The sequence below is a fragment of the Streptomyces sp. TAA204 genome, assembly GCF_000424965.1.
In genome coordinates this window covers 34567-58051 of sequence record NZ_AUKW01000026.1, presented here as the reverse complement: position 1 = coordinate 58051, position 23485 = coordinate 34567, and the positions used below count along the sequence as shown (strand labels likewise).

At 66.9% G+C, this 23485-nt stretch carries 26 protein-coding genes; all 26 read right to left on the bottom strand.

Features of this window, described 5'->3' with window-relative positions; all coding sequences use genetic code 11:
- Complete coding sequence (gene rpsH, locus H343_RS0124380; protein WP_028433260.1) at positions 1-399, bottom strand: 30S ribosomal protein S8; 399 nt, start codon at positions 397-399, stop codon at positions 1-3.
- A 262-nt stretch (positions 400-661) separates the two neighbouring features.
- Positions 662-847 carry a type Z 30S ribosomal protein S14 gene (locus tag H343_RS0124375; protein WP_028433259.1) on the bottom strand — a complete coding sequence of 62 codons (186 nt, stop codon included), beginning with the start codon at positions 845-847 and terminating at the stop codon, positions 662-664.
- A 2-nt stretch (positions 848-849) separates the two neighbouring features.
- Complete coding sequence (gene rplE / locus H343_RS0124370) at positions 850-1410, bottom strand: 50S ribosomal protein L5 (protein ID WP_028433258.1); 561 nt, start codon at positions 1408-1410, stop codon at positions 850-852.
- Complete coding sequence (gene rplX / locus H343_RS0124365) at positions 1410-1733, bottom strand: 50S ribosomal protein L24 (protein ID WP_028433257.1); 324 nt, start codon at positions 1731-1733, stop codon at positions 1410-1412. Before rplX ends, rplE begins: the two co-directional genes overlap by 1 nt.
- Before the next feature lie 3 nt (positions 1734-1736).
- Positions 1737-2105, bottom strand: a complete 369-nt coding sequence (rplN, locus tag H343_RS0124360; protein ID WP_028433256.1) for a 50S ribosomal protein L14 — start codon at positions 2103-2105, stop codon at positions 1737-1739.
- Positions 2106-2236: 131 nt separating this feature from the next.
- Positions 2237-2521, bottom strand: coding sequence for a 30S ribosomal protein S17 (gene rpsQ, locus H343_RS0124355; protein WP_028433255.1), 285 nt, complete (start codon positions 2519-2521; stop codon positions 2237-2239).
- Positions 2521-2745 (bottom strand): 50S ribosomal protein L29, encoded by a 225-nt coding sequence (gene rpmC / locus H343_RS0124350; RefSeq protein WP_028433254.1) that lies wholly within the window; start codon positions 2743-2745, stop codon positions 2521-2523. The genes rpsQ and rpmC overlap by 1 nt, the downstream gene beginning before the upstream one ends.
- Positions 2745-3164 carry a 50S ribosomal protein L16 gene (rplP, locus tag H343_RS0124345; RefSeq protein WP_028433253.1) on the bottom strand — a complete coding sequence of 140 codons (420 nt, stop codon included), beginning with the start codon at positions 3162-3164 and terminating at the stop codon, positions 2745-2747. The genes rpmC and rplP overlap by 1 nt, the downstream gene beginning before the upstream one ends.
- Positions 3165-3168: 4 nt before the next feature.
- On the bottom strand, positions 3169-4005 hold the full coding sequence (rpsC, locus tag H343_RS0124340; protein ID WP_028433252.1) for a 30S ribosomal protein S3: 837 nt from the start codon (positions 4003-4005) through the stop codon (positions 3169-3171).
- Positions 4005-4352, bottom strand: a complete 348-nt coding sequence (gene rplV / locus H343_RS0124335; protein ID WP_037904979.1) for a 50S ribosomal protein L22 — start codon at positions 4350-4352, stop codon at positions 4005-4007. The genes rpsC and rplV overlap by 1 nt, the downstream gene beginning before the upstream one ends.
- A 42-nt stretch (positions 4353-4394) precedes the next feature.
- Positions 4395-4676 carry a 30S ribosomal protein S19 gene (gene rpsS, locus H343_RS0124330; protein WP_028433250.1) on the bottom strand — a complete coding sequence of 94 codons (282 nt, stop codon included), beginning with the start codon at positions 4674-4676 and terminating at the stop codon, positions 4395-4397.
- Positions 4677-4690: 14 nt separating this feature from the next.
- The gene (gene rplB / locus H343_RS0124325) at positions 4691-5527 is read right to left on the bottom strand and encodes a 50S ribosomal protein L2 (protein WP_028433249.1); all 837 of its coding nucleotides are present in this window, start codon (positions 5525-5527) and stop codon (positions 4691-4693) included.
- Between the two features lie 39 nt (positions 5528-5566).
- On the bottom strand, positions 5567-5914 hold the full coding sequence (gene rplW, locus H343_RS0124320) for a 50S ribosomal protein L23 (RefSeq protein WP_028433248.1): 348 nt from the start codon (positions 5912-5914) through the stop codon (positions 5567-5569).
- Positions 5914-6573 carry a 50S ribosomal protein L4 gene (gene rplD, locus H343_RS0124315; RefSeq protein WP_028433247.1) on the bottom strand — a complete coding sequence of 220 codons (660 nt, stop codon included), beginning with the start codon at positions 6571-6573 and terminating at the stop codon, positions 5914-5916. Before rplD ends, rplW begins: the two co-directional genes overlap by 1 nt.
- Before the next feature lie 8 nt (positions 6574-6581).
- Positions 6582-7226 (bottom strand): 50S ribosomal protein L3, encoded by a 645-nt coding sequence (gene rplC / locus H343_RS0124310; protein WP_028433246.1) that lies wholly within the window; start codon positions 7224-7226, stop codon positions 6582-6584.
- Positions 7227-7242: 16 nt separating this feature from the next.
- Positions 7243-7551 carry a 30S ribosomal protein S10 gene (gene rpsJ / locus H343_RS0124305; protein WP_016909683.1) on the bottom strand — a complete coding sequence of 103 codons (309 nt, stop codon included), beginning with the start codon at positions 7549-7551 and terminating at the stop codon, positions 7243-7245.
- 412 nt (positions 7552-7963) lie between these two features.
- On the bottom strand, positions 7964-9151 hold the full coding sequence (locus H343_RS32645) for an aminotransferase class V-fold PLP-dependent enzyme (protein ID WP_158679612.1): 1188 nt from the start codon (positions 9149-9151) through the stop codon (positions 7964-7966).
- Between the two features lie 11 nt (positions 9152-9162).
- Positions 9163-9684 carry a MarR family winged helix-turn-helix transcriptional regulator gene (locus H343_RS0124295; protein WP_028433245.1) on the bottom strand — a complete coding sequence of 174 codons (522 nt, stop codon included), beginning with the start codon at positions 9682-9684 and terminating at the stop codon, positions 9163-9165.
- 66 nt (positions 9685-9750) lie between these two features.
- On the bottom strand, positions 9751-10185 hold the full coding sequence (gene panD / locus H343_RS0124290; protein WP_028433244.1) for an aspartate 1-decarboxylase: 435 nt from the start codon (positions 10183-10185) through the stop codon (positions 9751-9753).
- 198 nt (positions 10186-10383) lie between these two features.
- Positions 10384-11577, bottom strand: coding sequence for an elongation factor Tu (tuf, locus tag H343_RS0124285; RefSeq protein ID WP_028433243.1), 1194 nt, complete (start codon positions 11575-11577; stop codon positions 10384-10386).
- A gap of 219 nt (positions 11578-11796) precedes the next feature.
- Positions 11797-13920 (bottom strand): elongation factor G, encoded by a 2124-nt coding sequence (fusA, locus tag H343_RS0124280; protein WP_028433242.1) that lies wholly within the window; start codon positions 13918-13920, stop codon positions 11797-11799.
- Between the two features lie 39 nt (positions 13921-13959).
- On the bottom strand, positions 13960-14430 hold the full coding sequence (rpsG, locus tag H343_RS0124275; RefSeq protein ID WP_028433241.1) for a 30S ribosomal protein S7: 471 nt from the start codon (positions 14428-14430) through the stop codon (positions 13960-13962).
- 2 nt (positions 14431-14432) lie between these two features.
- Positions 14433-14804: a 30S ribosomal protein S12 gene (gene rpsL / locus H343_RS0124270; protein WP_003948652.1), complete on the bottom strand. Its 372-nt coding sequence runs from the start codon at positions 14802-14804 to the stop codon at positions 14433-14435.
- A gap of 281 nt (positions 14805-15085) precedes the next feature.
- The gene (locus tag H343_RS0124265; RefSeq protein WP_028433240.1) at positions 15086-15568 is read right to left on the bottom strand and encodes a DUF1707 and DUF4190 domain-containing protein; all 483 of its coding nucleotides are present in this window, start codon (positions 15566-15568) and stop codon (positions 15086-15088) included.
- A gap of 125 nt (positions 15569-15693) precedes the next feature.
- Positions 15694-19593 (bottom strand): DNA-directed RNA polymerase subunit beta', encoded by a 3900-nt coding sequence (locus H343_RS0124260; protein ID WP_028433239.1) that lies wholly within the window; start codon positions 19591-19593, stop codon positions 15694-15696.
- Positions 19594-19721: 128 nt separating this feature from the next.
- Entirely contained in the window at positions 19722-23207 is a 3486-nt protein-coding gene (gene rpoB, locus H343_RS0124255) for a DNA-directed RNA polymerase subunit beta (protein WP_028433238.1), read from the bottom strand.
- Positions 23208-23485: the final 278 nt, after the last annotated feature.

The following is a 23485-nucleotide window of genomic DNA, read 5'->3' as shown; positions in this document are numbered from 1 at the left end:
TTACCAGACGTAGGCGAGGACTTCCCCACCCACGCCCTTCTTCTGCGCCTGCTGACCGGTGAGGAGCCCGTAGGACGTGGAGATGATCGCCACGCCGAGGCCGCCGAGCACCTTCGGCAGGTTGGTGGACTTCGCGTAGACCCGCAGGCCCGGCTTCGAGATCCTCTTGATGCCGGCGATCGAGCGCTCGCGGTTGGGCCCGAACTTCAGCTCGAGGACGAGGCTCTTGCCGACCGTGGCGTCCTCGGTCTTCCAGCCCGTGATGTAACCCTCCTGCTGGAGGATCTCCGCGATGTGCGACTTGATCTTGCTGTGCGGCATCGCGACAGCGTCGTGGTACGCCGAGTTCGCGTTCCGCAGACGCGTCAGCATGTCTGCGATCGGATCGGTCATGGTCATGTGATGGCCTTCGGCCTCTCTCGCCGGGGTTTCCTGTATGCGCCCTCCCTCTCCCCGTACTTCGCAGACGGGACGGGTGGGGTGCGGGGACCTACGGCGTAGTAAGACGGTCATGGACGGCGGGCGCCCAACCACACAAGCCTAAGCCATGTGCGGGAGGACTCCCGACGGCCTTGATGCTCTTACCGAGAGCCCTGGCTGGCCCGGAATCCACACGCCCGGAGTCCGCTCCGCGGGAGCGGCTCCGGAACGAGGGACCGGGTTACCAGGAGCTCTTGGTCACGCCCGGCAGCTCGCCGCGGTGCGCCATCTGACGAAGGCACACACGGCACAGGCCGAACTTGCGGTAGACGGAGTGCGGACGGCCGCAGCGCTGGCAGCGCGTGTACGCGCGGACAGCGAACTTCGGCTTGCGGCTGGCCTTGGAGATCAGAGCCTTCTTCGCCATGATCAGTTCTCCTTGAACGGGAATCCGAGGTGACGAAGGAGGGCACGCCCCTCGTCGTCGCTGGTCGCCGTGGTGACCACGGTGATGTCCATGCCCCGGACCCGGTCGATCTTGTCCTGGTCGATCTCGTGGAACATGACCTGCTCCGTGAGACCGAAGGTGTAGTTGCCCCGGCCGTCGAACTGCTTCGGCGACAGCCCGCGGAAGTCGCGGATGCGCGGCAGCGCGAGCGACAGCAGGCGGTCGAGGAACTCCCACATCCGGTCGCCACGCAGGGTCACGTGGGCACCGATCGGCTGGCCCTCACGCAGCTTGAACTGCGCGATGGACTTACGGGCCTTGGTCACGGCCGGCTTCTGGCCGGTGATCGTGGCCAGGTCGCGGACGGCGCCGTCCATCAACTTGGAGTCACGGGCGGCGTCGCCGACACCCATGTTGACCACGATCTTGGTGAGACCGGGGATCTGCATGACGTTCTCGTAGTTGAACTCGTCCTGCAGCTTGCCCTTGATCTCGGAGCGGTAGCGCTGCTTGAGGCGCGGGGCTTCTGTGGTGGCAGTCATCAGATGTCCTCACCGGTCCGCTTGGCAACGCGGATCTTGTTGCCGTCGTCGTCGAAGCGGAACCCGACGCGGGTGACGACCTTCTTGCCGTCCTTCTCCACAACGAGCTGAACATTGCTCACGTGGACCGGCGCCTCGGTCGTCACGATGCCGCCCGTCTTCGAACCACGAGCGGTCTGGCCGGCCTTGGTGTGCTTCTTGACCCGGTTGACACCCTCGACCAGGACGCGGTCCTCGCGGGGGTAGGCCACGATGACCTTGCCCTGCTTGCCCTTGTCCTTACCGGTGATGACCTGAACCAGGTCGCCCTTCTTGATCTTCATCGGTTACAGCACCTCCGGCGCGAGCGAGATGATCTTCATGAACTTCTTCTCGCGCAGCTCCCGGCCCACGGGGCCGAAGATGCGGGTGCCGCGGGGGTCACCGTCGTTCTTGAGGATGACCGCCGCGTTCTCGTCGAAGCGGATGTACGAGCCGTCGGGCCGGCGGCGCTCCTTGACGGTGCGCACGATGACGGCCTTGACGATGTCGCCCTTCTTCACGTTCCCGCCCGGGATCGCGTCCTTGACGGTAGCGACGACGACGTCACCGACGCCCGCGTAGCGCCGGCCCGAACCGCCGAGCACACGGATGGTGAGAATCTCTTTCGCACCCGTGTTGTCGGCGACGCGCAGCCGGGACTCCTGCTGGATCACGTCTATCTCCTGATCGTCTGCCGGTTCCCGGCAGGGTCAACGCCCGAGCGGGGCGTGCCCTGCCGAGCCTGGCGGAACTGTCCTGGGGGTTCCCAGGCTGATTTGCCGAGCCAGCTCCGTTGCGGAACTGCCTACTTCGCCTTCTCGAGGATCTCGACGATGCGCCAGCGCTTGGTCGTGGACAGCGGCCGGGTCTCCATCAGGAGGACACGGTCGCCGACCCCGGCGGCGTTCTGCTCGTCGTGAGCCTTGAGCTTGTTGGTACGGCGGATGACCTTGCCGTACAGCGCGTGCTTGACGCGGTCCTCGACGGCGACGACGACGGTCTTGTCCATCTTGTCGCTGACGACCAGACCCTCACGGGTCTTGCGGAATCCGCGCTCCTGGCTCTTCTCAGTCACATTCGTCTCGCTCATCAGGCGCTCTCCACCGTCTCGATGCCCAGCTCGCGCTCACGCATCAGGGTGTAGATCCGGGCGATGTCCTTACGGACGGCCTTCAGCCGGCCGTGGTTCTCCAACTGCCCGGTCGCCGCCTGGAAGCGGAGGTTGAACAGCTCTTCCTTGGACTCGCGAAGCTTGCCGAGAAGCTCCTCGTCGCCCAGCTCACGCAGCTCGGAGGCCTTGGTCCCGGCCGCCATCACGACTCACCTGCCTCGCGCCGAACGATGCGGCACTTCATCGGAAGCTTGTGGGCGGCGCGGGTGAGCGCCTCCTTGGCAATCTTCTCGTTCGGGTAGGACAGCTCGAACATCACGCGCCCCGGCTTGACGTTCGCGATCCACCACTCCGGAGAACCCTTACCGGAACCCATGCGGGTCTCGGCGGGCTTCTTCGTCAGCGGACGGTCCGGGTAGATGTTGATCCAGACCTTGCCGCCACGCTTGATGTGACGGGTCATGGAGATACGAGCTGCCTCGATCTGCCGGTTGGTCACATAGGCCGCGGTGACGGCCTGGATCCCGTAGTCCCCGAACGTGACCTCGGTGCCACCCTTGGCCATGCCCTTGCGCTTCGGGTGGTGCTGCTTACGGTGCTTGACCCTGCGCGGGATAAGCATGGCGTCAGCCCTCCTTCCCGGCAGCGCCGGGCTCTGCCGCCGCACCGGCGGGCGCCACGGCCTCGGCCTTGGGGGCCTCGGCAGGAGCACCCTGCTGCTGCGGCTTGCGTCCGCGACCGCCACGCTCGCCACCACGACGGGGGCGGTCGTTGCCACCGCCACGCGACGGGCGGTTGCCCGCACGGGCTGCGGCGTTCTCGGCGCGGACCTCAGCGATGTTCTTGACGTCACCCTTGTAGATCCACACCTTCACGCCGATACGGCCGAAGGTGGTCCGGGCCTCGAAGAAGCCGTAGTCGACGTTCGCCCGGAGGGTGTGCAGAGGCACACGGCCCTCGCGGTAGAACTCCGAGCGGGACATCTCGGCGCCGCCGAGACGGCCACCGCACTGGATCTTGATGCCCTTGGCCCCGGCCTTCATCGTCGTCTGCATGCTCTTGCGCATCGCACGGCGGAAGGAGACGCGGGAGGAGAGCTGCTCGGCGACGGCCTGGGCCACCAGCTGCGCATCGGTCTCGGGGTTCTTGACCTCGAGGATGTTGAACTGGATCTGCTTGCCGGTCAGCTTCTCCAGGTTGCCCCGGAGCCGGTCTGCCTCCGCACCGCGGCGGCCGATGACGATGCCGGGACGCGCGGTGTGCACGTCGACCCGGACACGGTCACGGGTGCGCTCGATCTCCACCTTGGAGATGCCGGCCCGCTCCATGCCCTGCGTGAGCATCTTGCGGATCGCGACGTCTTCCTTGACGTAATCCTTGTAGAGCTTGTCGGCGTACCAGCGCGACTTGAAGTCGGTGGTGATACCGAGGCGGAACCCGTGCGGGTTTACCTTCTGGCCCATTACCGGGTTCCTTCCTTGCTGCTCACGACCACGGTGATGTGGCTCGTCCGCTTGCGGATCCGGTAGGCGCGGCCCTGGGCGCGCGGCCGGAACCGCTTCAGGGTCGGGCCCTCGTCGACGTAGGCCTCGGAGATGACGAGGCTGTCGGCGTCCGGGTGGTCGTAGTTGTGGGCGGCGTTGGCGATGGCGCTGTCCAGCACCTTGCCCACCGGCACGCTCGCGGCCTGCGGGGCGAAACGCAGGACCGCCTGAGCCTCCGTGGCAGGCATGCCACGAACGAGGTCCACCACCCGGCGGGCCTTCATGGGCGTGACGCGCACATAGCGCGCCTGGGCCCTGGCTTCCATGGTTGTCCCTTCGGTGTCAGTCATAGTCTTCACACCCCGCCATCAACGACGACGTGACTTGCGGTCGTCCTTGACGTGGCCGCGGAAGGTGCGGGTCGGCGCGAACTCGCCGAGCTTGTGGCCGACCATCGACTCGGTGACGAACACCGGGACGTGCTTGCGGCCGTCGTGCACCGCGATCGTGTGGCCGAGCATGGCCGGGACGATCATCGAGCGGCGGGACCAGGTCTTGATGACGTTCTTGGAGCCCGCGTCGTTCTGCACGTCCACCTTCTTGATCAGGTGGTCGTCGACGAAGGGCCCCTTCTTGAGACTGCGCGGCATCTAAAACCCGCCTCCTAGCGCTTCTTGTTCGTCTTGCGGCGGCGGACGATGTACTTGTTGCTGGCCTTCTTCGGCGAGCGCGTACGGCCCTCCTTCTGACCCCACGGGGAAACCGGGTGGCGGCCACCGGAGGTACGACCCTCACCACCACCGTGCGGGTGGTCGATCGGGTTCATGACCACGCCGCGGACGGTCGGGCGGACGCCCTTCCAGCGCATGCGGCCGGCCTTGCCCCAGTTGATGTTCGACTGTTCGGCGTTGCCGACCGCGCCGACGGTGGCGCGGCAGCGGACGTCGACCAGGCGGATCTCACCGGACGGCATGCGCAGGTGGGCCATGCGGCCCTCCTTCGCCAGCAGCTGCACGGAGGCACCCGCGGAACGGGCGAACTTCGCGCCGCCGCCGGGCCGCAGCTCGATGGCGTGGATGGTCGTACCGACCGGGATGTTGCGCAGCGCCAGGTTGTTGCCCGGCTTGATGTCGGCCCCGGGACCGTTCTCGACGCGGGTGCCCTGCTTGAGGCCGGCGGGCGCGAGGATGTAGCGCTTCTCGCCGTCGGCGTAGTGCAGCAGCGCGATGCGCGCGGTGCGGTTGGGGTCGTACTCGATGTGCGCGACCTTGGCCGGCACGCCGTCCTTGTCGTGCCGACGGAAGTCGATCACACGGTAGGCGCGCTTGTGGCCACCGCCCTGGTGGCGAACGGTCACACGACCGGCGTTGTTACGGCCGCCCTTGTTGTGCAGCGGGCGGACCAGCGACTTCTCCGGCGTGGACCGCGTGATCTCGACGAAGTCGGCGACACTGGCGCCACGACGGCCCGGAGTCGTCGGCTTGTACTTGCGGATACCCATTTCTCAGTCCTCGTCCGATATCGGACAGTCCTGCCTCCGTCAGGAGACCGGACCGCCGAAGATGTCGATACGGTCGCCCTCGACGAGGGTCACCACGGCGCGCTTGGTGTCCGCGCGCTTGCCGTAACCAGTGCGGGTGCGCTTGCGCTTGCCCTGCCGGTTGAGCGTGTTGACCGCGCTGACCTTGACCGAGAAGACCGACTCGACGGCCTGCTTGATCTGGGTCTTGTTCGCGCGCGGGTCGACGATGAAGGTGTACTTGCCCTCATCCAGCAGTGCGTAGCTCTTCTCCGAGACCACCGGCTTGATCAAGATGTCACGGGGGTCCGTGAACGTCTTGCTGGTGACGGTGGCCGTGCGTGCCTCGGCGGCGGTGCTCTCGCTCATCAGGCGTCGCTCCCTTCGAGCTCAGAGGTGGCGGCCTTCTGCGGGCCGGCCACGAAGGACTCGAAGGCGGCCTTGGTGAAGACCACGTCGTCGGAGACCAGTACGTCGTAGGTGTTCAGCTGACCCGGCTCCAGGGTGTGCACCTGGGGCAGGTTGCGAGCCGACAGCCACGCGTGCTCGTCGCCGCGCTCGGCGACCAGGAGCACGTTCTTGCGCTCGCTGACCTTGCCCAGCAGCGTCTTGGCGGCCTTGGTCGAGATCTCGTTCTCGACCAGCCCGGAGACGACGTGCACCCGGCCGTGACGGGCACGGTCGGAGAGGGCACCGCGCAGGGCGGCGGCCTTCATCTTCTTCGGGGTCCGCTGCGAGTAGTCACGCGGCACGGGGCCGTGCACGATGCCACCGCCGGCGAACTGCGGGGCGCGGGTCGAACCCTGACGGGCCCGGCCTGTGCCCTTCTGGCGGTAGGGCTTGCGGCCACCGCCGCGCACCTCGCCACGGGTCTTGGTCTTGTGCGTGCCCTGGCGGGCAGCTGCCAGCTGGGCGACGACGACCTGGTGGATCAGCGGAACGCTGACCTGCACGTCGAAGATCTCCGAGGGGAGCTCGACGGTCCCGGTCTTGTCGCCGGCCGGCGAAAGGATGTCAACGGTAGTCATGGTTTACCTCAGGCCCCCTTGGCCGCGGTACGGACCAGGACGAGGCCGCCGTTCGGACCGGGAACCGCGCCCTTGATGAGCAGCAGGCCCTTCTCCGCGTCAACGGCATGGACGGTCAGGTTCTGGGTGGTGACCCGCTCGTTGCCCATGCGGCCGGCCATCTTGGTGCCCTTGAAGACACGGCCGGGGGTGGCGCAGCCGCCGATGGCGCCAGGCTTGCGGTGGTTGCGATGCGCGCCGTGCGACGCCTTGGCGCCGTGGAAACCGTGACGCTTCATGCCACCGGCGAAGCCCTTGCCCTTGGACTTGCCGGTCACGTCCACCTTGCCGCCGGACTCGAAGGTCTCGGCGTTGATCTCCTGGCCGAGGGTGTACTCGCCGGCGTCGGCGGTACGCAGCTCGACGAGGTGACGGCGGGGAGTGACGTCGGCCTTGGCGAAGTGGCCCTTGAGGGGCTTGTTCACCTTGCGCGGGTCGATCTCGCCGAAGGCGATCTGGACGGCGTTGTAGCCGTCCCTGTCTGCGGTGCGGACCTGGGTCACGACATTGGGCCCGGCCTTGACGACGGTCACGGGCACGACACGGTTGTTGTCGTCCCAGACCTGGGTCATGCCGAGCTTCTCGCCCAGGACACCCTTGATCTGCTTAGCCATCTTCTTCCCGCACCCCTCAGAGCTTGATCTCGATGTCGACGCCGGCCGGGAGGTCCAGGCGCATCAGCGAGTCAACGGTCTTGGGCGTCGGGTCGAGGATGTCGATCAGACGCTTGTGGGTACGCATCTCGAAGTGCTCGCGCGCGTCCTTGTACTTGTGCGGCGACTTGATGACGCAGTACACGTTCTTCTCAGTGGGCAGCGGCACCGGGCCCGCGACCGACGCACCAGTGCGGGTCACCGTCTCGACGATCTTCTTCGCCGAGTTGTCGATGACCTCGTGGTCGTAGGCCTTGAGCCGGATGCGGATCTTCTGTCCCGCCATGGCTACTTCGTAGTCCTGTCTCTCGTAACGCTCTGGAACCCATGAGTCCCGTCCTCCGCCGACTTCCGACCCACGCGGTCGGGCGTGTCGACTTCCTTCCAATAAGCAGAGCCTTCCCGCGACGAACCGCGGAGATTTCTCTGGAGAGAAAGGATTCGGGGGTACGGACCCACCGGGTGCCTGGTTGGAAGCCCCTCCTGCACTTCCCGGAAGATTCCCGTACTTCCACCCCTGACGAGGGGCGACGAATACGCTGGGACTCGCTTCCGGTCCTCCCGGCGGGAGGCGCGCAGCATCGGCACTCAACCGAGCAACCTGGACAGTGTGCCACAAGGCGTTTGGCTCATGCCAATCGGGGGGACCGTCCCGCCCCCGGCGCTCCCGCCCGAGGTGAACACCCCGCGGAACGGCCTCACCGGTGCGAAGAGTTCAGCACTTCGAGTGTCCGGTCGATGTGCTCGCGCGTGTTGGAGAGATGTGGCGAGAGTCTTATGTTGCCTTCCCGGACGGCCACGTGTATGCACTCGGCGGCCAGGGCCGCGGCCGTACCGTCCACCGCGTCACGCCGGTGCCGGAGCACCACCAGAGTGGAGCGCTCCTCTCCCGGCGCTTCCGGCCCGACCACTTCGTACAGATTCCGGTCCAGACCGTCCAGCAGCCGCCGCACGAGCCGCAGGCCGTGAGTATGCACTGCCCGCGCACCCAGCGCGGCGAGCAGCTCGACCGAACTCCGCCAGGCGGCGTTGTTGAGGAAATCGGCCGGGCAGAAGATGTCGAGCCCGCGTACTCCGAGATCCTCGATCGTGTATCTGCGCATGTGCCCGAGGCTCCGTCCGCGCTGCTGGGCGAGCCAGTAGACGCGGCGCGGCTCGATCATGCCCGCCAGCACCGGGCTGAGCCAGCTGAAGCCGGTGCCGTACGGACCGCACATCCACTTGTATCCGCACGAGACCAGCGCATCGAGCTGCGCCCCGGCGACGTCCACGGGGCGCGCACCCACCGCCTGTGAACCGTTCACCACGAAGAGGACACCGGCCTGCCGACAGAGCGCTCCCAGCCTCTCCAGGTCCGCCACCGCACCCGTGAAGGAATCGACCCATGTGAGCGCGAGCACCCGCGTGCGCGGCGTCAGCGCCCGCACCACCCGTTCGGGATCGATTCGTCCGCGCGGGCCGCGCCGCACGAACCGGACCCGCACTCCGTGGTGTTGCTGCGCGAGCCAGGGCAGCACGGTCGCCGGATAGTCGCCGTCGACGCACAGCACCTCGTCCCCACGCCTCCACCCGAGCCCGTAGGCGATGAGGTTGAGCCCGTGGGACGTGCTGTCGCCGAGCACGATCTCGTCCGGGCGTCCGTTGACGAACGCGGCCAGCAGAGAACGCAACTCCTCCGGGCGCTCGGTGAACGCCTCGTCCGGGATACGGTGCGGGACGGACTTCTCACGCGCCGCCTCCGCCGCCGCACGTACGGCAGCCGCCGGCATCGGGCCCTGGTGCGCGGTGTTCAGCCACACGTGCTCGCCCGGATCGCTGAAGTACTGCGTGTAGTCATGCTGTTGTGCCTGCGCTGACGGACCCGCCGACGGGGGCTGCTGCTCCATGCCGTCCCCGCTCAGACACCGTCCGCCGCGGACCGCGCGGCGCACGAGACGAGGCAGTCAACGCCACGGCACACCGCGTGCTCGCACAGGCGGCAGATACGGCGTGCGGCGGCGGGGTCACGGGGCAGCAGCGGGAGCAACCCCCGCAGCGCCTCGAGAAGTCCGGATGCCTGATCGGGCGGCAGGCGCCTCACGACGCCCTCCAGCACATGCCGCCTGGCGCGCAGCATTCCTTCGGCGGCGGACTCGCCGGTCGCGCTCAGGCGCAGCCCGCGGGTACGGCCGTCCGGTCCCGGCCCGCGCAGGAGCAGCTCCGCCTTCACCAGCCGCCCCACCACCCGCACGCATCCGGAATGCGTCATACCCAGCGTCGCCGCCAGGTCCGAGACGGACTGTCCCGGACGTGCGCCGACCGTGAGGACCGCCGCCACGGCCGCCGAGTCGAGACCGGAGGACTCGCGCAGAGCCTCGTCGAGCAGATCGTTCAGGCCCACCGTCAGGGCACCGAGCCAGTTCGCCGTCAGTGTCGTCACGAAGGAAGCATGACACAAACATATGTCTGGCGCATACATCTCGGCCGGAGGCTCCGCCTGTGTGTGCTACGCGCGCAACTCCACCGCCTCCGCCGCGCCCGGGCTTCGGGCCGTGTCCGTACCCGGCACCGGTTCCGCGGCGTCCGCGCCGAGCCCGACGATCCGGTTGTCCCTGTCGACGTGCACCACCGAGGGCCGCAGCGCCCGCGCCTCGGCGTCGTCGACCTGCGCGTAGCTGATGAGGATGACCAGATCACCGGGGTGCACGAGGTGGGCGGCGGCACCGTTGATGCCGAGGACGCCGGAGCCCCGTTCGCCCTCGATGACGTACGTCTCCAGCCGTGCCCCGTTGGTGATGTCGACGATGTGGACCAGCTCGCCCGGGAGCAGGTCGGCGGCGTCCATCAGTTCGGCGTCGACCGTGACCGAACCGACGTAGTGCAGGTCGGCCTGGGTCACCGTGGCCCGGTGGATCTTGGACTTGAACATGGTGCGCAGCATGATCGCTCCCGCGGGAAGAAAGGTCGCGCCCTGTGAGCGAGGTGCGCGCCGGCCCGTCCATCGTAGGGGTGTTCCCGGCGCGAACAGCAGCGCGCGGGGCGGATCTCACACTCCACGCAAGCGAAAGAGGGCCCGTACGACCGGAGTCGTACGGGCCCTCTCCCCCGGCCGGAGCCGGGAACGCTCAAGGCACCGGGATCACTTGGTGATCTTGGTGACCTGGCCGGCGCCCACGGTACGGCCACCCTCGCGGATGGCGAACTTCAGGCCCTCTTCCATGGCGACGGGCTGGATGAGCTGAACACTCATCTCGGTGTTGTCGCCCGGCATGACCATCTCGGTGCCCTCGGGGAGGGTCACGACGCCGGTCACGTCGGTGGTGCGGAAGTAGAACTGCGGGCGGTAGTTGTTGAAGAACGGGGTGTGCCGACCACCCTCGTCCTTCGACAGGATGTACGCCTGCGCCTCGAACTCCGTGTGGGGAGTGACCGAGCCCGGCTTGATGATGACCTGGCCGCGCTCGACGTCCTCACGCTTGATGCCACGCAGGAGCAGACCGACGTTCTCACCGGCCTGGCCCTCGTCGAGCAGCTTGCGGAACATCTCGATGCCGGTGACGGTCGTCGAGGTCTTGGTCTCCTTGATGCCGATGATGTCGACATTCTCGTTGACCTTGAGCACACCACGCTCGATACGGCCGGTGACGACCGTGCCGCGGCCGGTGATGGTGAAGACGTCCTCGATGGGCATCAGGAACGGCTTCTCGACGTCACGCTCGGGCTGCGGGATCGCACCGTCGACGGCGTCCATCAGCTTGACGATGGCGTCGCCCCACTCCGCGTCGCCCTCGAGGGCCTTGAGCGCGGAGACCTTGACGACGGGAACCTCGTCACCCGGGAACTCGTACTCCGAGAGCAGCTCACGGACCTCGAGCTCGACGAGCTCCATGATCTCCTCGTCGTCCACCATGTCCGCCTTGTTGAGGGCGACCACGATGTAGGGAACGCCGACCTGGCGGGCCAGGAGCACGTGCTCCTTGGTCTGCGGCATGGGGCCGTCGGTGGCGGCGACCACGAGGATGGCGCCGTCCATCTGCGCGGCACCGGTGATCATGTTCTTGATGTAGTCCGCGTGACCCGGGCAGTCGACGTGCGCGTAGTGACGGTTCTCCGTCTGGTACTCGACGTGGGCGATGGAGATCGTGATACCGCGCTGGCGCTCTTCGGGCGCCTTGTCGATGTTCTCGAACGCCGAAGCCTGGTTCAAGTCCGGGTACTTGTCATGCAGCACCTTGGTGATCGCCGCGGTAAGAGTGGTCTTACCGTGGTCGATGTGACCGATGGTGCCGATGTTGACGTGCGGCTTAGTCCGCTCGAACTTCGCCTTCGCCACTGGGGTCCTCCTGTGGACTGGTGCTGTACACCCCCCACATTCTGCGGAGGGGTTCAGGTGGTCGAAATGAACTGGCCAGGACCCCGAGGGGGTTGCCCTTGACCCGTTCGCTTGGGGGCGGGCGATCGGGGCCCGGCACAGACCACGGACGAACCGTACGGTCTGTACCGGAGTGCCCCGAATGCCTTTGCTACAGCCTAAGGGTTGAGGAACGCGGAGTTACTCGCCCTTGACCTTCGCGATGATCTCCTCGGCGACGCTCCTGGGAACCTCGGCGTAGGAGTCGAACTGCATGGAGTAGTTGGCACGGCCGGAGGTCTTGCTGCGCAGGTCTCCGACGTAACCGAACATCTCCGACAGCGGGACCAGGCCGGTGACGAGCTTGGCGCCACTCCTGTCGTCCATGGACTGAACCTGGCCACGACGGGAGTTGATGTCGCCGATCACATCGCCCATGTAGTCCTCGGGCGTGGTGACCTCGACCTTCATCATCGGCTCCAGCAGTGCCGGGCTCGCCTTCCGCGCGGCCTCCTTGAACGCCATCGAACCGGCGATCTTGAAGGCCATCTCGGAGGAGTCGACGTCGTGGAAGGCACCGTCGAGCAGCGTCACGCGTACGCCGGTCAGCGGGTAACCCGCCAGCACACCGAACTCCATGGCCTCCTGGCAGCCGGCGTCCACGGACGGGATGTACTCCCGCGGGATGCGGCCACCGGTGACCTGGTTGACGAACTCGTAGCCGTCACCCTCGAGCGGCTCGACGGAGATCTGCACCTTCGCGAACTGACCGGAACCACCGGTCTGCTTCTTGTGGGTGTAGTCCACCTTGTCGACCGTCTTGCGCAGCGACTCGCGGTACGCGACCTGCGGCTTGCCGACGTTGGCCTCGACCTTGAACTCACGCTTCATACGGTCGACCAGCACGTCCAGGTGCAGCTCGCCCATACCCGCGATGATGGTCTGGCCGGTCTCCTCGTCGGTCTTGACCTGGAAGGACGGGTCCTCCTCGGCCAGCCGCTGGATCGCGACGCCCAGCTTCTCCTGGTCGCCCTTGGACTTCGGCTCGATGGCGACCTCGATCACCGGAGCCGGGAACTCCATCGACTCCAGGATCACCGGGTTGCTCGCGTCGCAGAGGGTCTCACCGGTGGTGGTCTGCTTCAGACCCATGACGGCGACGATGTCGCCGGCGCCCACCGACTCGATCTCCTCACGCTTGTTCGCGTGCATCCGGTAGATCTTGCCGATGCGCTCCTTCTTGCCCTTCACCGAGTTCATCACCTGCGAGCCGGTGACCAGCCTGCCGGAGTAGACGCGGATGAAGGTGAGCTTGCCCAGGTGCGGGTCGCTCGCGATCTTGAAGGCGAGCGCCGACATCGGCTCCTCCTCGGAGGGCTTCCGCGAGAGGACCTCTTCCGAGTCCTTCACGGAGTGCCCCTCGATGGCCTCCACGTCGAGCGGGGAGGGGAGGTAGCGGGCGATCGCGTCCAGCAGGGGCTGCACGCCCTTGTTCTTGAACGCGGTCCCGCAGAAGACCGGGGTGACGGTGATCGTGCCCTCGGCGCCGGTGGAGGCGAGGGTGATGCGGCGGATCGCCGTGTAGAGCTGGTCCTCGGTGGGCTCCTGGCCCTCGAGGTACAGCTCCATCATCTCCTCGTCGTTCTCCGCGACGGCCTCGAGCAGCTTGCCGCGCCACTCGTCGGCGGCCTCGGCGTGCGTGGCCGGGATGTCGACGGTGTCGTACATCTCGCCCATCTTCGCCTCGGGCGACCAGACCATGGCCTTCATGGTGACGAGGTCGACGACGCCCTTGAAGTCCGACTCGGTCCCGATCGGGATCTGCATCACCAGCGGCACCGCACCGAGGCGGTCCACGATCATGTCGACGCAGCGGTGGAACTCCGCGCCGGTCCGGTCGAGCTTGTTGACGAAGCAGATGCGCGGCACGCCGTACCGGTCCGCCTGGCGCCAGACGGTCTCGGACTGCGGCTCGACGCCGGCCACACCGTCGAACACCGTCACTGCACCGTCGAGCACACGCAGCGCACGCTCCACCTCGACGGTGAAGTCGACGTGGCCGGGAGTGTCGATGATGTTGATGGTGTAGTCGACGTCGTTGAGCGGCCAGTGAGTGGTCGTCGCGGCGGACGTGATCGTGATGCCGCGCTCCTGCTCCTGGGCCATCCAGTCCATCGTGGCAGCGCCGTCGTGGACCTCACCGATCTTGTAGCTGCGACCGGTGTAGAAGAGGATCCGCTCGGTGGTCGTCGTCTTGCCCGCGTCGATGTGGGCCATGATCCCGATGTTCCGGACCTTGGCCAGGTCAAGTGAAGTGGTAGCCATAAGGCTTCAGTCTTCTCTCGGTCTCGATGGGGTCTGCGACTACCAGCGGTAGTGCGCGAAGGCCTTGTTGGACTCGGCCATCTTGTGGGTGTCCTCGCGCTTCTTCACCGCTGCGCCGAGGCCGTTGGAGGCGTCGAGCAGCTCGTTCAGAAGGCGCTCGGTCATGGTCTTCTCGCGGCGGGCGCGCGAGTAGCCCACGATCCAGCGCAGCGCGAGCGTGGAGGAACGGCCGGGGCGGACCTCGACCGGAACCTGATAGGTGGCGCCACCGACGCGGCGGGAACGGACCTCGAGGGTCGGCTTCACGTTCTCCAGCGCGCGCTTGAGGGTGATGACCGGGTCGTTGCCGGTCTTCTCCCGCAGGCCCTCCATGGCGCCGTAGACGATGCGCTCGGCGGTGGAGCGCTTGCCGTTCAGCAGCACCTTGTTGATGAGGGAGGTCACCAGAGGAGAACCGTAGACCGGGTCGATGATGACCGGGCGCTTCGGGGCGGGGCCCTTACGAGGCATGCTTACTTCTCCTTCTTGGCGCCGTAGCGGCTGCGAGCCTGCTTGCGGTTCTTGACGCCCTGCGTGTCGAGGGAGCCGCGGATGATCTTGTAGCGAACACCCGGCAGGTCCTTCACACGGCCACCGCGCACGAGCACGATGGAGTGCTCCTGCAGGTTGTGACCCTCACCCGGGATGTAGGCCGTGACCTCGATCCCGCTGGTCAGACGCACACGCGCGACCTTACGCAGGGCCGAGTTCGGCTTCTTCGGGGTGGTGGTGAAAACACGCGTGCAGACGCCGCGGCGCTGAGGGGAACCCTCGAGGGCGGGCGTCTTGTTCTTCTCGACCTTGTCCTGCCGGCCTTTGCGGACCAGCTGCTGGATCGTAGGCACCGTTTCTCCGGTTTCTGTGTGCCGTCTCGGTAAAGCTAACCTGGGCCACTCTCCCGACCCACGAGGTCGGGTGTGTCGAAGACTGCGAAGTCCCGCGCGAAGGCGAGGGCCTCTCAGGTGAGAAGCATGCAGATTCCGGTGCCGCCGACTCCGCTTCCCGAGCGTCAGATCGCCTACGGGAGCGCAGGGGGTACCCCAGGCACAAGGTCAGAGCGTACCTACCGCGTCGTCCCCGGTCAAAACAAGTATCTACGCGGCCGACCAGCAGCTCACAGACGCCCTCACCCCACGATGAACAGCATCATCAGCGCGCCCATCGCGATCCAGAGCCAGCCCAGCACGAGCCCCGTCGTCGCGGCGCCGTCGCCCTGCTCACCGGTGCGTCTGATCTCGGCCCGCGCCTTGTGCCCGAGGATCACCGCGGGGATCGCCGCGACCCCACACACCACGGGCGAGACGAGCCCGCAGACCAGTGCCGCGGTCGCCGCAGAGTTCTGCGGCCGGTGCGGCGGGGCGTACGGCACGACCGGCTGCTGCTGGAAAGGCACCACCTGCCCCTGCGGAAGGGGGCGGTGATAGGTGGGCGGCATGGCGCTCGGGCCGTTGGGCACGTCACCGGTCAGCTGCTGGAGCTCCTCGATCGTACGCGCGCCCACTGCCCGACCCAGTCGGTAGTCGTACTCGTCCTTGGTCAGCCTGCCCTCGGCATAGGCCGCCTTGAGGACGTCGCTCGCCCGTTCACGGTCCGCGTTCCCGGCCAGCATCCACACCACCCCCTTGAGGCTTCATGATGCACCGAGGGCGGTCACCCCGACAGGGATGACCGCCCTCTGTAGCAGAGCTATGACCTCAGGTTGGCCGGCACGGCCTGCCCGAGCCCGCCATGGACTCAGGCGTTGTACGGACCGTAGTCGTAGTCCTCCAGCGGTACCGCCTGGCCGGAGCCGGTGCCGAAGGGCGAGTAGTCGATGTCGTCGTAGCCGACGGCCGAGTACATCGCGGCCTTGGCCTCCTCGGTGGGCTCGACCCTGATGTTGCGGTAACGGGACAGGCCCGTACCGGCAGGGATGAGCTTACCGATGATGACGTTCTCCTTGAGACCGATGAGGGAGTCCGACTTGGCGTTGATCGCCGCGTCGGTGAGCACCCGCGTCGTCTCCTGGAAGGACGCCGCCGACAGCCACGACTCGGTGGCCAGCGAAGCCTTGGTGATACCCATCAGCTGCGGACGGCCGGAGGCCGGGTGGCCGCCTTCCGCCACGACCCTGCGGTTCTCACCCTCGAACTTCGTACGCTCCACCAGCTCGCCCGGCAGCAGCTCCGCGTCGCCGGACTCGATGATCGTCACACGGCGCAGCATCTGCCGGATGATGATCTCGATGTGCTTGTCGTGGATCGACACACCCTGCGAGTTGTAGACCTTCTGGACCTCGCCGACCAGGTGCACCTGGACCGCGCGCTGCCCGAGGATGCGCAGCACGTCGTGCGGGTTGGTGGCACCCACCGTCAGCGCCTGGCCGACGGTGACGTGGTCGCCCTCGCCCACCATCAGCCGTGCGCGCTTCGAGACGGCGTACGAGGTCTCGTCCGAGCCGTCGTCCGGGGTGACGACGACCTTCTTGGTCTTCTCCGTCTCCTCGATACGTGCCCGGCCGGCCGACTCGGAGATCGGTGCGACGCCCTTGGGCGTACGGGCCTCGAACAGCTCGACCACACGCGGCAGACCCTGCGTGATGTCGTCACCGGCCACACCACCGGTGTGGAAGGTGCGCATCGTGAGCTGGGTGCCGGGCTCACCGATCGACTGGGCGGCGATGATGCCGACGGCCTCGCCGATGTCGACCAGCTTGCCGGTGGCCAGCGAACGGCCGTAGCACATGGCGCAGGTGCCGACGGTCGACTCACAGGTGAGGATCGAGCGGGTCTTGACGGTCTCGACGCCGTGCCGCACCAGCTCGTCGATGAGCACGTCGCCCAGGTCCGTGCCGGCGGGGGCCAGCACCTTGCCGTCGACGACGATGTCCTCGGCGAGGCAGCGCGCGTACACGCTGGTCTCCACGTCCGCGGCCTTGCGCAGCACGCCGTCGGCGCCCTTGGCCGCGATCTCCAGCTTGAGGCCGCGGTCGGTGCCGCAGTCCTCCTCGCGGATGATCACGTCCTGGGAGACGTCGACGAGGCGTCGCGTCAGGTAACCGGAGTCGGCGGTACGCAGGGCGGTGTCCGCGAGACCCTTACGGGCACCGTGCGTGGAGATGAAGTACTCCAGCACGGAGAGACCCTCGCGGAACGACGCCTTGATCGGCCGCGGGATGGTCTCGTTCTTCGCGTTGGACACCAGACCGCGCATACCCGCGATCTGACGCATCTGCATCGTGTTGCCGCGGGCACCCGAGGCGACCATCATGAAGATCGGGTTCGTCTTCGAGAAGTTCTCGCTCATCGCCTCGGAGACCTCGTTGGTCGCCTTGGTCCAGATCGCGATGAGCTCCTGGGTGCGCTCGTCCTTGGTGATCAGACCGCGCTCGTACTGCTTCTGGACCTTCTCGTCCTGCGCCTCGTAACCGGCGATGATCTCCGGCTTGGCGTCGGGGACGACGACGTCCGTGATGGCGATGGTGACGCCCGAGCGGGTCGCCCAGTAGTAACCGGCCGACTTCAGGTTGTCCAGCGCCGCGGCCACGGTGACCTTCGGGTAGCGCTCGGCCAGGTCGTTGACGATCTGGGAGAGCTCCTTCTTGCCGACCGAGTACTCCACGTACGGGTACTCCTCGGGCAGCAGCTCGTTGAAGAGCGCGCGTCCCAGGGTCGTACGCAGCCGGAAACCGTCGCCGGGCTGCCACTCGGGCTCACCCTGCTCCGGCAGCGGCGGTGCCCACTCCGCCGGCGGCACGGAACCGACCGGGAAGCGGATGTCGATCTCCGCCTGCAGGGAGAGCTCCCCGGAGTCGAACGCCATGATCGCTTCGGCGGTGGAGTTGAACGACCTGCCGTCGCCCACCGTCTCGCGCTGCTCCTCGGTGGTGGTGAGGAAGTACAGCCCGAGCACCATGTCCTGCGTCGGCATGGTCACGGGGCGGCCGTCGGCCGGCTTGAGGATGTTGTTCGAGGACAGCATCAGGATGCGGGCCTCGGCCTGCGCCTCCGCCGAGAGCGGCAGGTGCACGGCCATCTGGTCACCGTCGAAGTCCGCGTTGAACGCGGTGCACACGAGCGGGTGGATCTGAATGGCCTTGCCCTCGACGAGCTGCGGCTCGAAGGCCTGAATGCCCAGGCGGTGCAGCGTGGGCGCACGGTTCAGCAGCACCGGGTGCTCGGCGATGACCTCTTCCAGCACGTCGTAGACGACCGTACGGCCGCGCTCGACCATGCGCTTCGCCGACTTGATGTTCTGCGCGTGGTTGAGGTCGACCAGGCGCTTCATCACGAACGGCTTGAAGAGCTCCAGCGCCATGGCCTTCGGCAGACCGCACTGGTGCAGCTTGAGCTGCGGGCCGACGACGATCACGGAACGGGCCGAGTAGTCGACGCGCTTTCCGAGCAGGTTCTGCCGGAAGCGGCCCTGCTTGCCCTTGAGCATGTCGGACAGCGACTTCAGCGGACGGTTGCCGGGACCCGTGACCGGGCGGCCGCGGCGGCCGTTGTCGAAGAGCGCGTCCACAGCCTCCTGCAGCATCCGCTTCTCGTTGTTCACGATGATCTCGGGGGCACCGAGGTCGAGAAGCCGCTTGAGGCGGTTGTTGCGGTTGATGACGCGGCGGTAGAGGTCGTTCAGGTCGGAGGTCGCGAAGCGGCCACCGTCCAGCTGCACCATCGGACGCAGGTCCGGCGGGATCACCGGCACGCAGTCCAGGACCATGCCCTTGGGGCTGTTGCTGGTCTGCAGGAAGGCCGAGACGACCTTGAGGCGCTTGAGCGCCCGGGTCTTCTTCTGGCCCTTGCCGGTGCGGATGATCTCGCGGAGGCGCTCGGCCTCCTCGTCCAGGTCGAAGGTCTCCAGACGCTTCTGCAGCGCCGCGGCGCCCATGGAACCGTCGAAGTACGTCCCGAAGCGGTCACGCAGCTCACGGTAGAGCAGCTCGTCACCCTCCAGGTCCTGCACCTTGAGGTTCTTGAAGCGGGACCACACCTCGTCCAGACGGTCGATCTCCCGCTGCGCGCGGTCGCGGAGCTGCTTCATCTCGCGCTCGGCGCCCTCGCGCACCTTGCGCCGTACGTCCGCCTTGGCTCCCTCGGCCTCGAGCTCGGCCAGATCGGCCTCCTGCTTCTTGGCGCGGGTCTCCAGGTCGGCGTCGCGGCGCTGTTCGATCTGCTGGCGCTCGACACCGACGTGCGCCTCCAGGGAGGGCAGGTCGCGCGTACGGCGCTCCTCGTCGACGTACGTGATCATGTACGCCGCGAAGTAGATGACCTTCTCCAGGTCCTTCGGGGCGAGGTCGAGCAGGTAGCCCAGCCGCGACGGGACGCCCTTGAAGTACCAGATGTGGGTGACGGGTGCGGCCAGTTCGATGTGGCCCATCCGCTCACGGCGCACCTTGGCGCGGGTCACCTCGACGCCGCAGCGCTCACAGATGATGCCCTTGAAGCGGACGCGCTTGTACTTGCCGCAGTAGCACTCCCAGTCCCGGGTGGGGCCGAAGATCTTCTCGCAGAAGAGTCCGTCCTTCTCGGGCTTGAGCGTGCGGTAGTTGATGGTCTCGGGCTTCTTGACCTCGCCGTGCGACCACTGACGGATGTCGTCGGCGGTGGCCAGGCCGATCCGCAGTTCGTCGAAGAAGTTGACGTCGAGCACTCTCGTCAATCCCTCTCAGGGTTGTGTCGATGAATGGTCTGAACGGGGTTTGGAGGTGGTGTGCCTCCAGGCCCCCAGGGCCGAGGGGGAGGCCGGAACGCCTGGTGAACGCGTCCCGGCCAGACCCGTCAGACCTCTTCGACGCTGCTCGGCTCGCGCCGGGACAGGTCGATACCGAGCTCCTCCGCCGCGCGGAAGACGTCCTCGTCGGTGTCACGCATCTCGATGGACATGCCGTCGGAGGACAGCACCTCCACGTTGAGGCAGAGCGACTGCATCTCCTTGATGAGCACCTTGAACGACTCAGGGATGCCCGGCTCGGGGATGTTCTCGCCCTTGACGATGGCTTCGTAGACCTTCACGCGGCCGGTGACGTCGTCGGACTTGATGGTGAGGAGCTCCTGCAGCGCGTACGCGGCGCCGTACGCCTCAAGGGCCCACACCTCCATCTCACCGAAGCGCTGACCACCGAACTGCGCCTTACCACCCAGCGGCTGCTGGGTGATCATGCTGTACGGACCGGTCGAGCGTGCGTGCAGCTTGTCGTCGACCAGGTGGTGCAGCTTGAGGATGTACATGTAACCGATCGAGATCGGGTCCGGGAACGGCTCGCCGGAGCGGCCGTCGAACAGGTGCGCCTTGCCGGACGGCAGCACCATCCGGTCGCCGTCCCTGTTGGGCACCGTGGCCTGGAAGAGGCCGGCGATCTCGTCCTCACGGGCGCCGTCGAAGACGGGGGTGGCCACGTTGGTGCCGGCATGGACGTCGTCCGCGCCGATCTGCTGCAGCCGCCGCGCCCACTCGGCGTCGACACCCTCCACGCTCCAGCCCTGGGAGGCGAGCCAGCCCAGGTGGATCTCCAGTACCTGTCCCGGGTTCATGCGGGACGGGACGCCGAGCGGGTTGAGGATGACGTCGACCGGGGTGCCGTCCTCCAGGAACGGCATGTCCTCGACGGGAAGGATCTTGGAGATGACGCCCTTGTTGCCGTGACGGCCGGCGAGCTTGTCCCCGTCGGTGATCTTCCGCTTCTGCGCCACGTACACGCGCACCAGCTGGTTCACACCCGGGGGCAGTTCGTCGCCCTCCTCGCGGTCGAAGACGCGGACGCCGATGACCTTGCCGGTCTCGCCGTGCGGGACCTTGAGGGAGGTGTCGCGGACCTCGCGCGCCTTCTCGCCGAAGATCGCACGCAGCAGCCGCTCCTCGGGAGTCAGCTCGGTCTCACCCTTCGGGGTGACCTTGCCGACCAGGATGTCGCCCGCCTCGACCTCGGCGCCGATACGGATGATGCCGCGCTCGTCGAGGTCGGCGAGGACCTCCTCGGAGACGTTCGGGATGTCCCGGGTGATCTCCTCGGGGCCGAGCTTGGTGTCACGGGCGTCGACCTCGTGCTCCTCGATGTGGATCGAGGAGAGGACGTCGTCCTGCACCAGCCGCTGGCTGAGGATGATCGCGTCCTCGTAGTTGTAGCCCTCCCAGGGCATGAAGGCGACCAGCAGGTTCTTGCCGAGCGCCATCTCACCCTCCTCGGTGGAGGGGCCGTCGGCCAGCACCTGGCCCTCGATGACGCGGGAGCCCTCGTCGACGAGCACCTTCTGGTTGAAGGAGGTGCCCTGGTTGGAGCGGGTGAACTTGGCGACGCGGTACGTGGTGTACGTGCCGTCGTCGTTGGCCACCGTCACGTAGTCGGCGGAGACCTCCTGGACGACACCGTCCTTCTCGGCCTTGATGACGTCACCGGCGTCGACCGCGCAGCGGTACTCCATGCCGGTGCCGACCAGCGGCGACTCGGCCCTGATGAGCGGCACGGCCTGCCGCATCATGTTCGACCCCATGAGCGCGCGGTTGGCGTCGTCGTGCTCGAGGAAGGGGATCATGGCGGTCGCGACCGACACCATCTGGCGCGGCGAGACGTCCATGTAGTCCACGTCGTCGCCCGGGATCAGGTCGACCTCGCCGCCACGCCGGCGGATCAGCACCCGGTCCTCGGCGAACCGCATCTCCTCGGTGAGCGGCGCGTTCGCCTGCGCGATGACGAAGCGGTCCTCCTCGTCGGCCGTCAGGTAGTGCACCTCGTCGGTGACGACTCCGTCGACGACCTTGCGGTACGGCGTCTCGACGAAGCCGAAGGCGTTGACGCGGCCGTACGAGGCCAGCGAACCGATCAGACCGATGTTCGGGCCTTCGGGCGTCTCGATCGGGCACATGCGGCCGTAGTGCGAGGGGTGAACGTCACGGACCTCGAAGCCGGCCCGCTCACGGCTCAGACCGCCCGGGCCCAGCGCCGAGAGGCGGCGCTTGTGGGTGAGCCCGGAGATCGGGTTCGTCTGGTCCATGAACTGGGACAGCTGGCTGGTGCCGAAGAACTCCTTGATGGAGGCCACGACCGGCCGGATGTTGATCAGGGTCTGCGGCGTGATGGCCTCGACGTCCTGAGTGGTCATCCGCTCACGGACGACGCGCTCCATACGGGCGAGCCCCGTACGGACCTGGTTCTGGATCAGCTCGCCGACGTTGCGCAGACGGCGGTTGCCGAAGTGGTCGATGTCGTCGGTCTCGATGACGATCTGGTCGCCCTCGGCGGAGGTCGTCTCCGTCTCGCCCGCGTGCAGCTTGACCAGGTACTTGATCGTCGCGATGACGTCGGCGGTGGTGAGCACGCCGGAGTCCAGCGGCTCCTCGCCGCCGAGCTTCTTGTTGATCTTGTACCGGCCGACCTTGGCCAGGTCGTAGCGCTTGGGGTTGAAGTAGAGGTTCTCCAGCAGCGTCTGCGCGGCCTCACGCGTCGGGGGCTCACCCGGACGCAGCTTGCGGTAGATGTCGAGCAGCGCGTCGTCCTGGCCCTGGGTGTGGTCCTTCTCCAGGGTGGCGCGCATCGACTCGTACTGGCCGAACTCCTCGAGGATCTGCTCGTTCGTCCAGCCGAGCGCCTTGAGCAGCACGGTCACGGACTGCTTGCGCTTGCGGTCGATGCGCACACCGACCATGTCGCGCTTGTCGACCTCCATCTCCAGCCAGGCACCCCGGGACGGGATGATCTTGGCGGAGTAGATGTCCTTGTCGGACGTCTTGTCGATGGAGCTGTCGAAGTAGACACCCGGCGAGCGGACGAGCTGCGAGACCACGACACGCTCGGTGCCGTTGATCGCGAAGGTGCCCTTGTCGGTCATGAGCGGGAAGTCGCCCATGAAGACCGTCTGGGACTTGATCTCGCCGGTCTCGTTGTTGGTGAACTCGGCGGTGACGAAGAGCGGAGCCGCGTACGTGAAGTCGCGCTCCTTGCACTCGTCGATCGAGTTCTTCGGGGGCTCGAAACGGTGGTCGCGGAAGGTCAGCGACATCGACCCGGAGAAGTCCTCGATCGGGGAGATCTCCTCGAAGATCTCCTCCAGGCCGGACTTGGTGGGGACGTCGTTTCCGCTCTCCAGCGCAGCCTCGACCCGGGACTTCCAGGCTTCGTTGCCGAGCAGCCAGTCAAAACTCTCGGTCTGGAGTGCGAGGAGATTGGGAACCTCGAGAGGCTCCTTGATCTTCGCGAAAGAAATACGCAGCGGGGCGGTGCTGGCGCCGTTGTTCGAATTGGCAGTCGAGGCGGTGCGCGAGGCGGCCAAGAGGGGGTCCTTCCGAGGGCTCGGACTCTCTACGCGCATACCGGTGGCCCCTGGTGACGGGCAGGGAGCAGCTAACAGGCAGCGCAAAGGGTCAGTGTAGCCTCAAGGCCCACTGATGTCCAGAGCAGATTTCCGGGACCGGGTGGCGTCCCGGTCTCCGCCTCCAGCCGGTGGCAATCTCTCCTCCGGGAGGGGATCCCCCCTTGTTGTTCATCTCTGCCGCGGCCCGCCCCCGACGGCCTCGGTTCGCCGGGGCGGAACGTGCTTGCCGCAACACT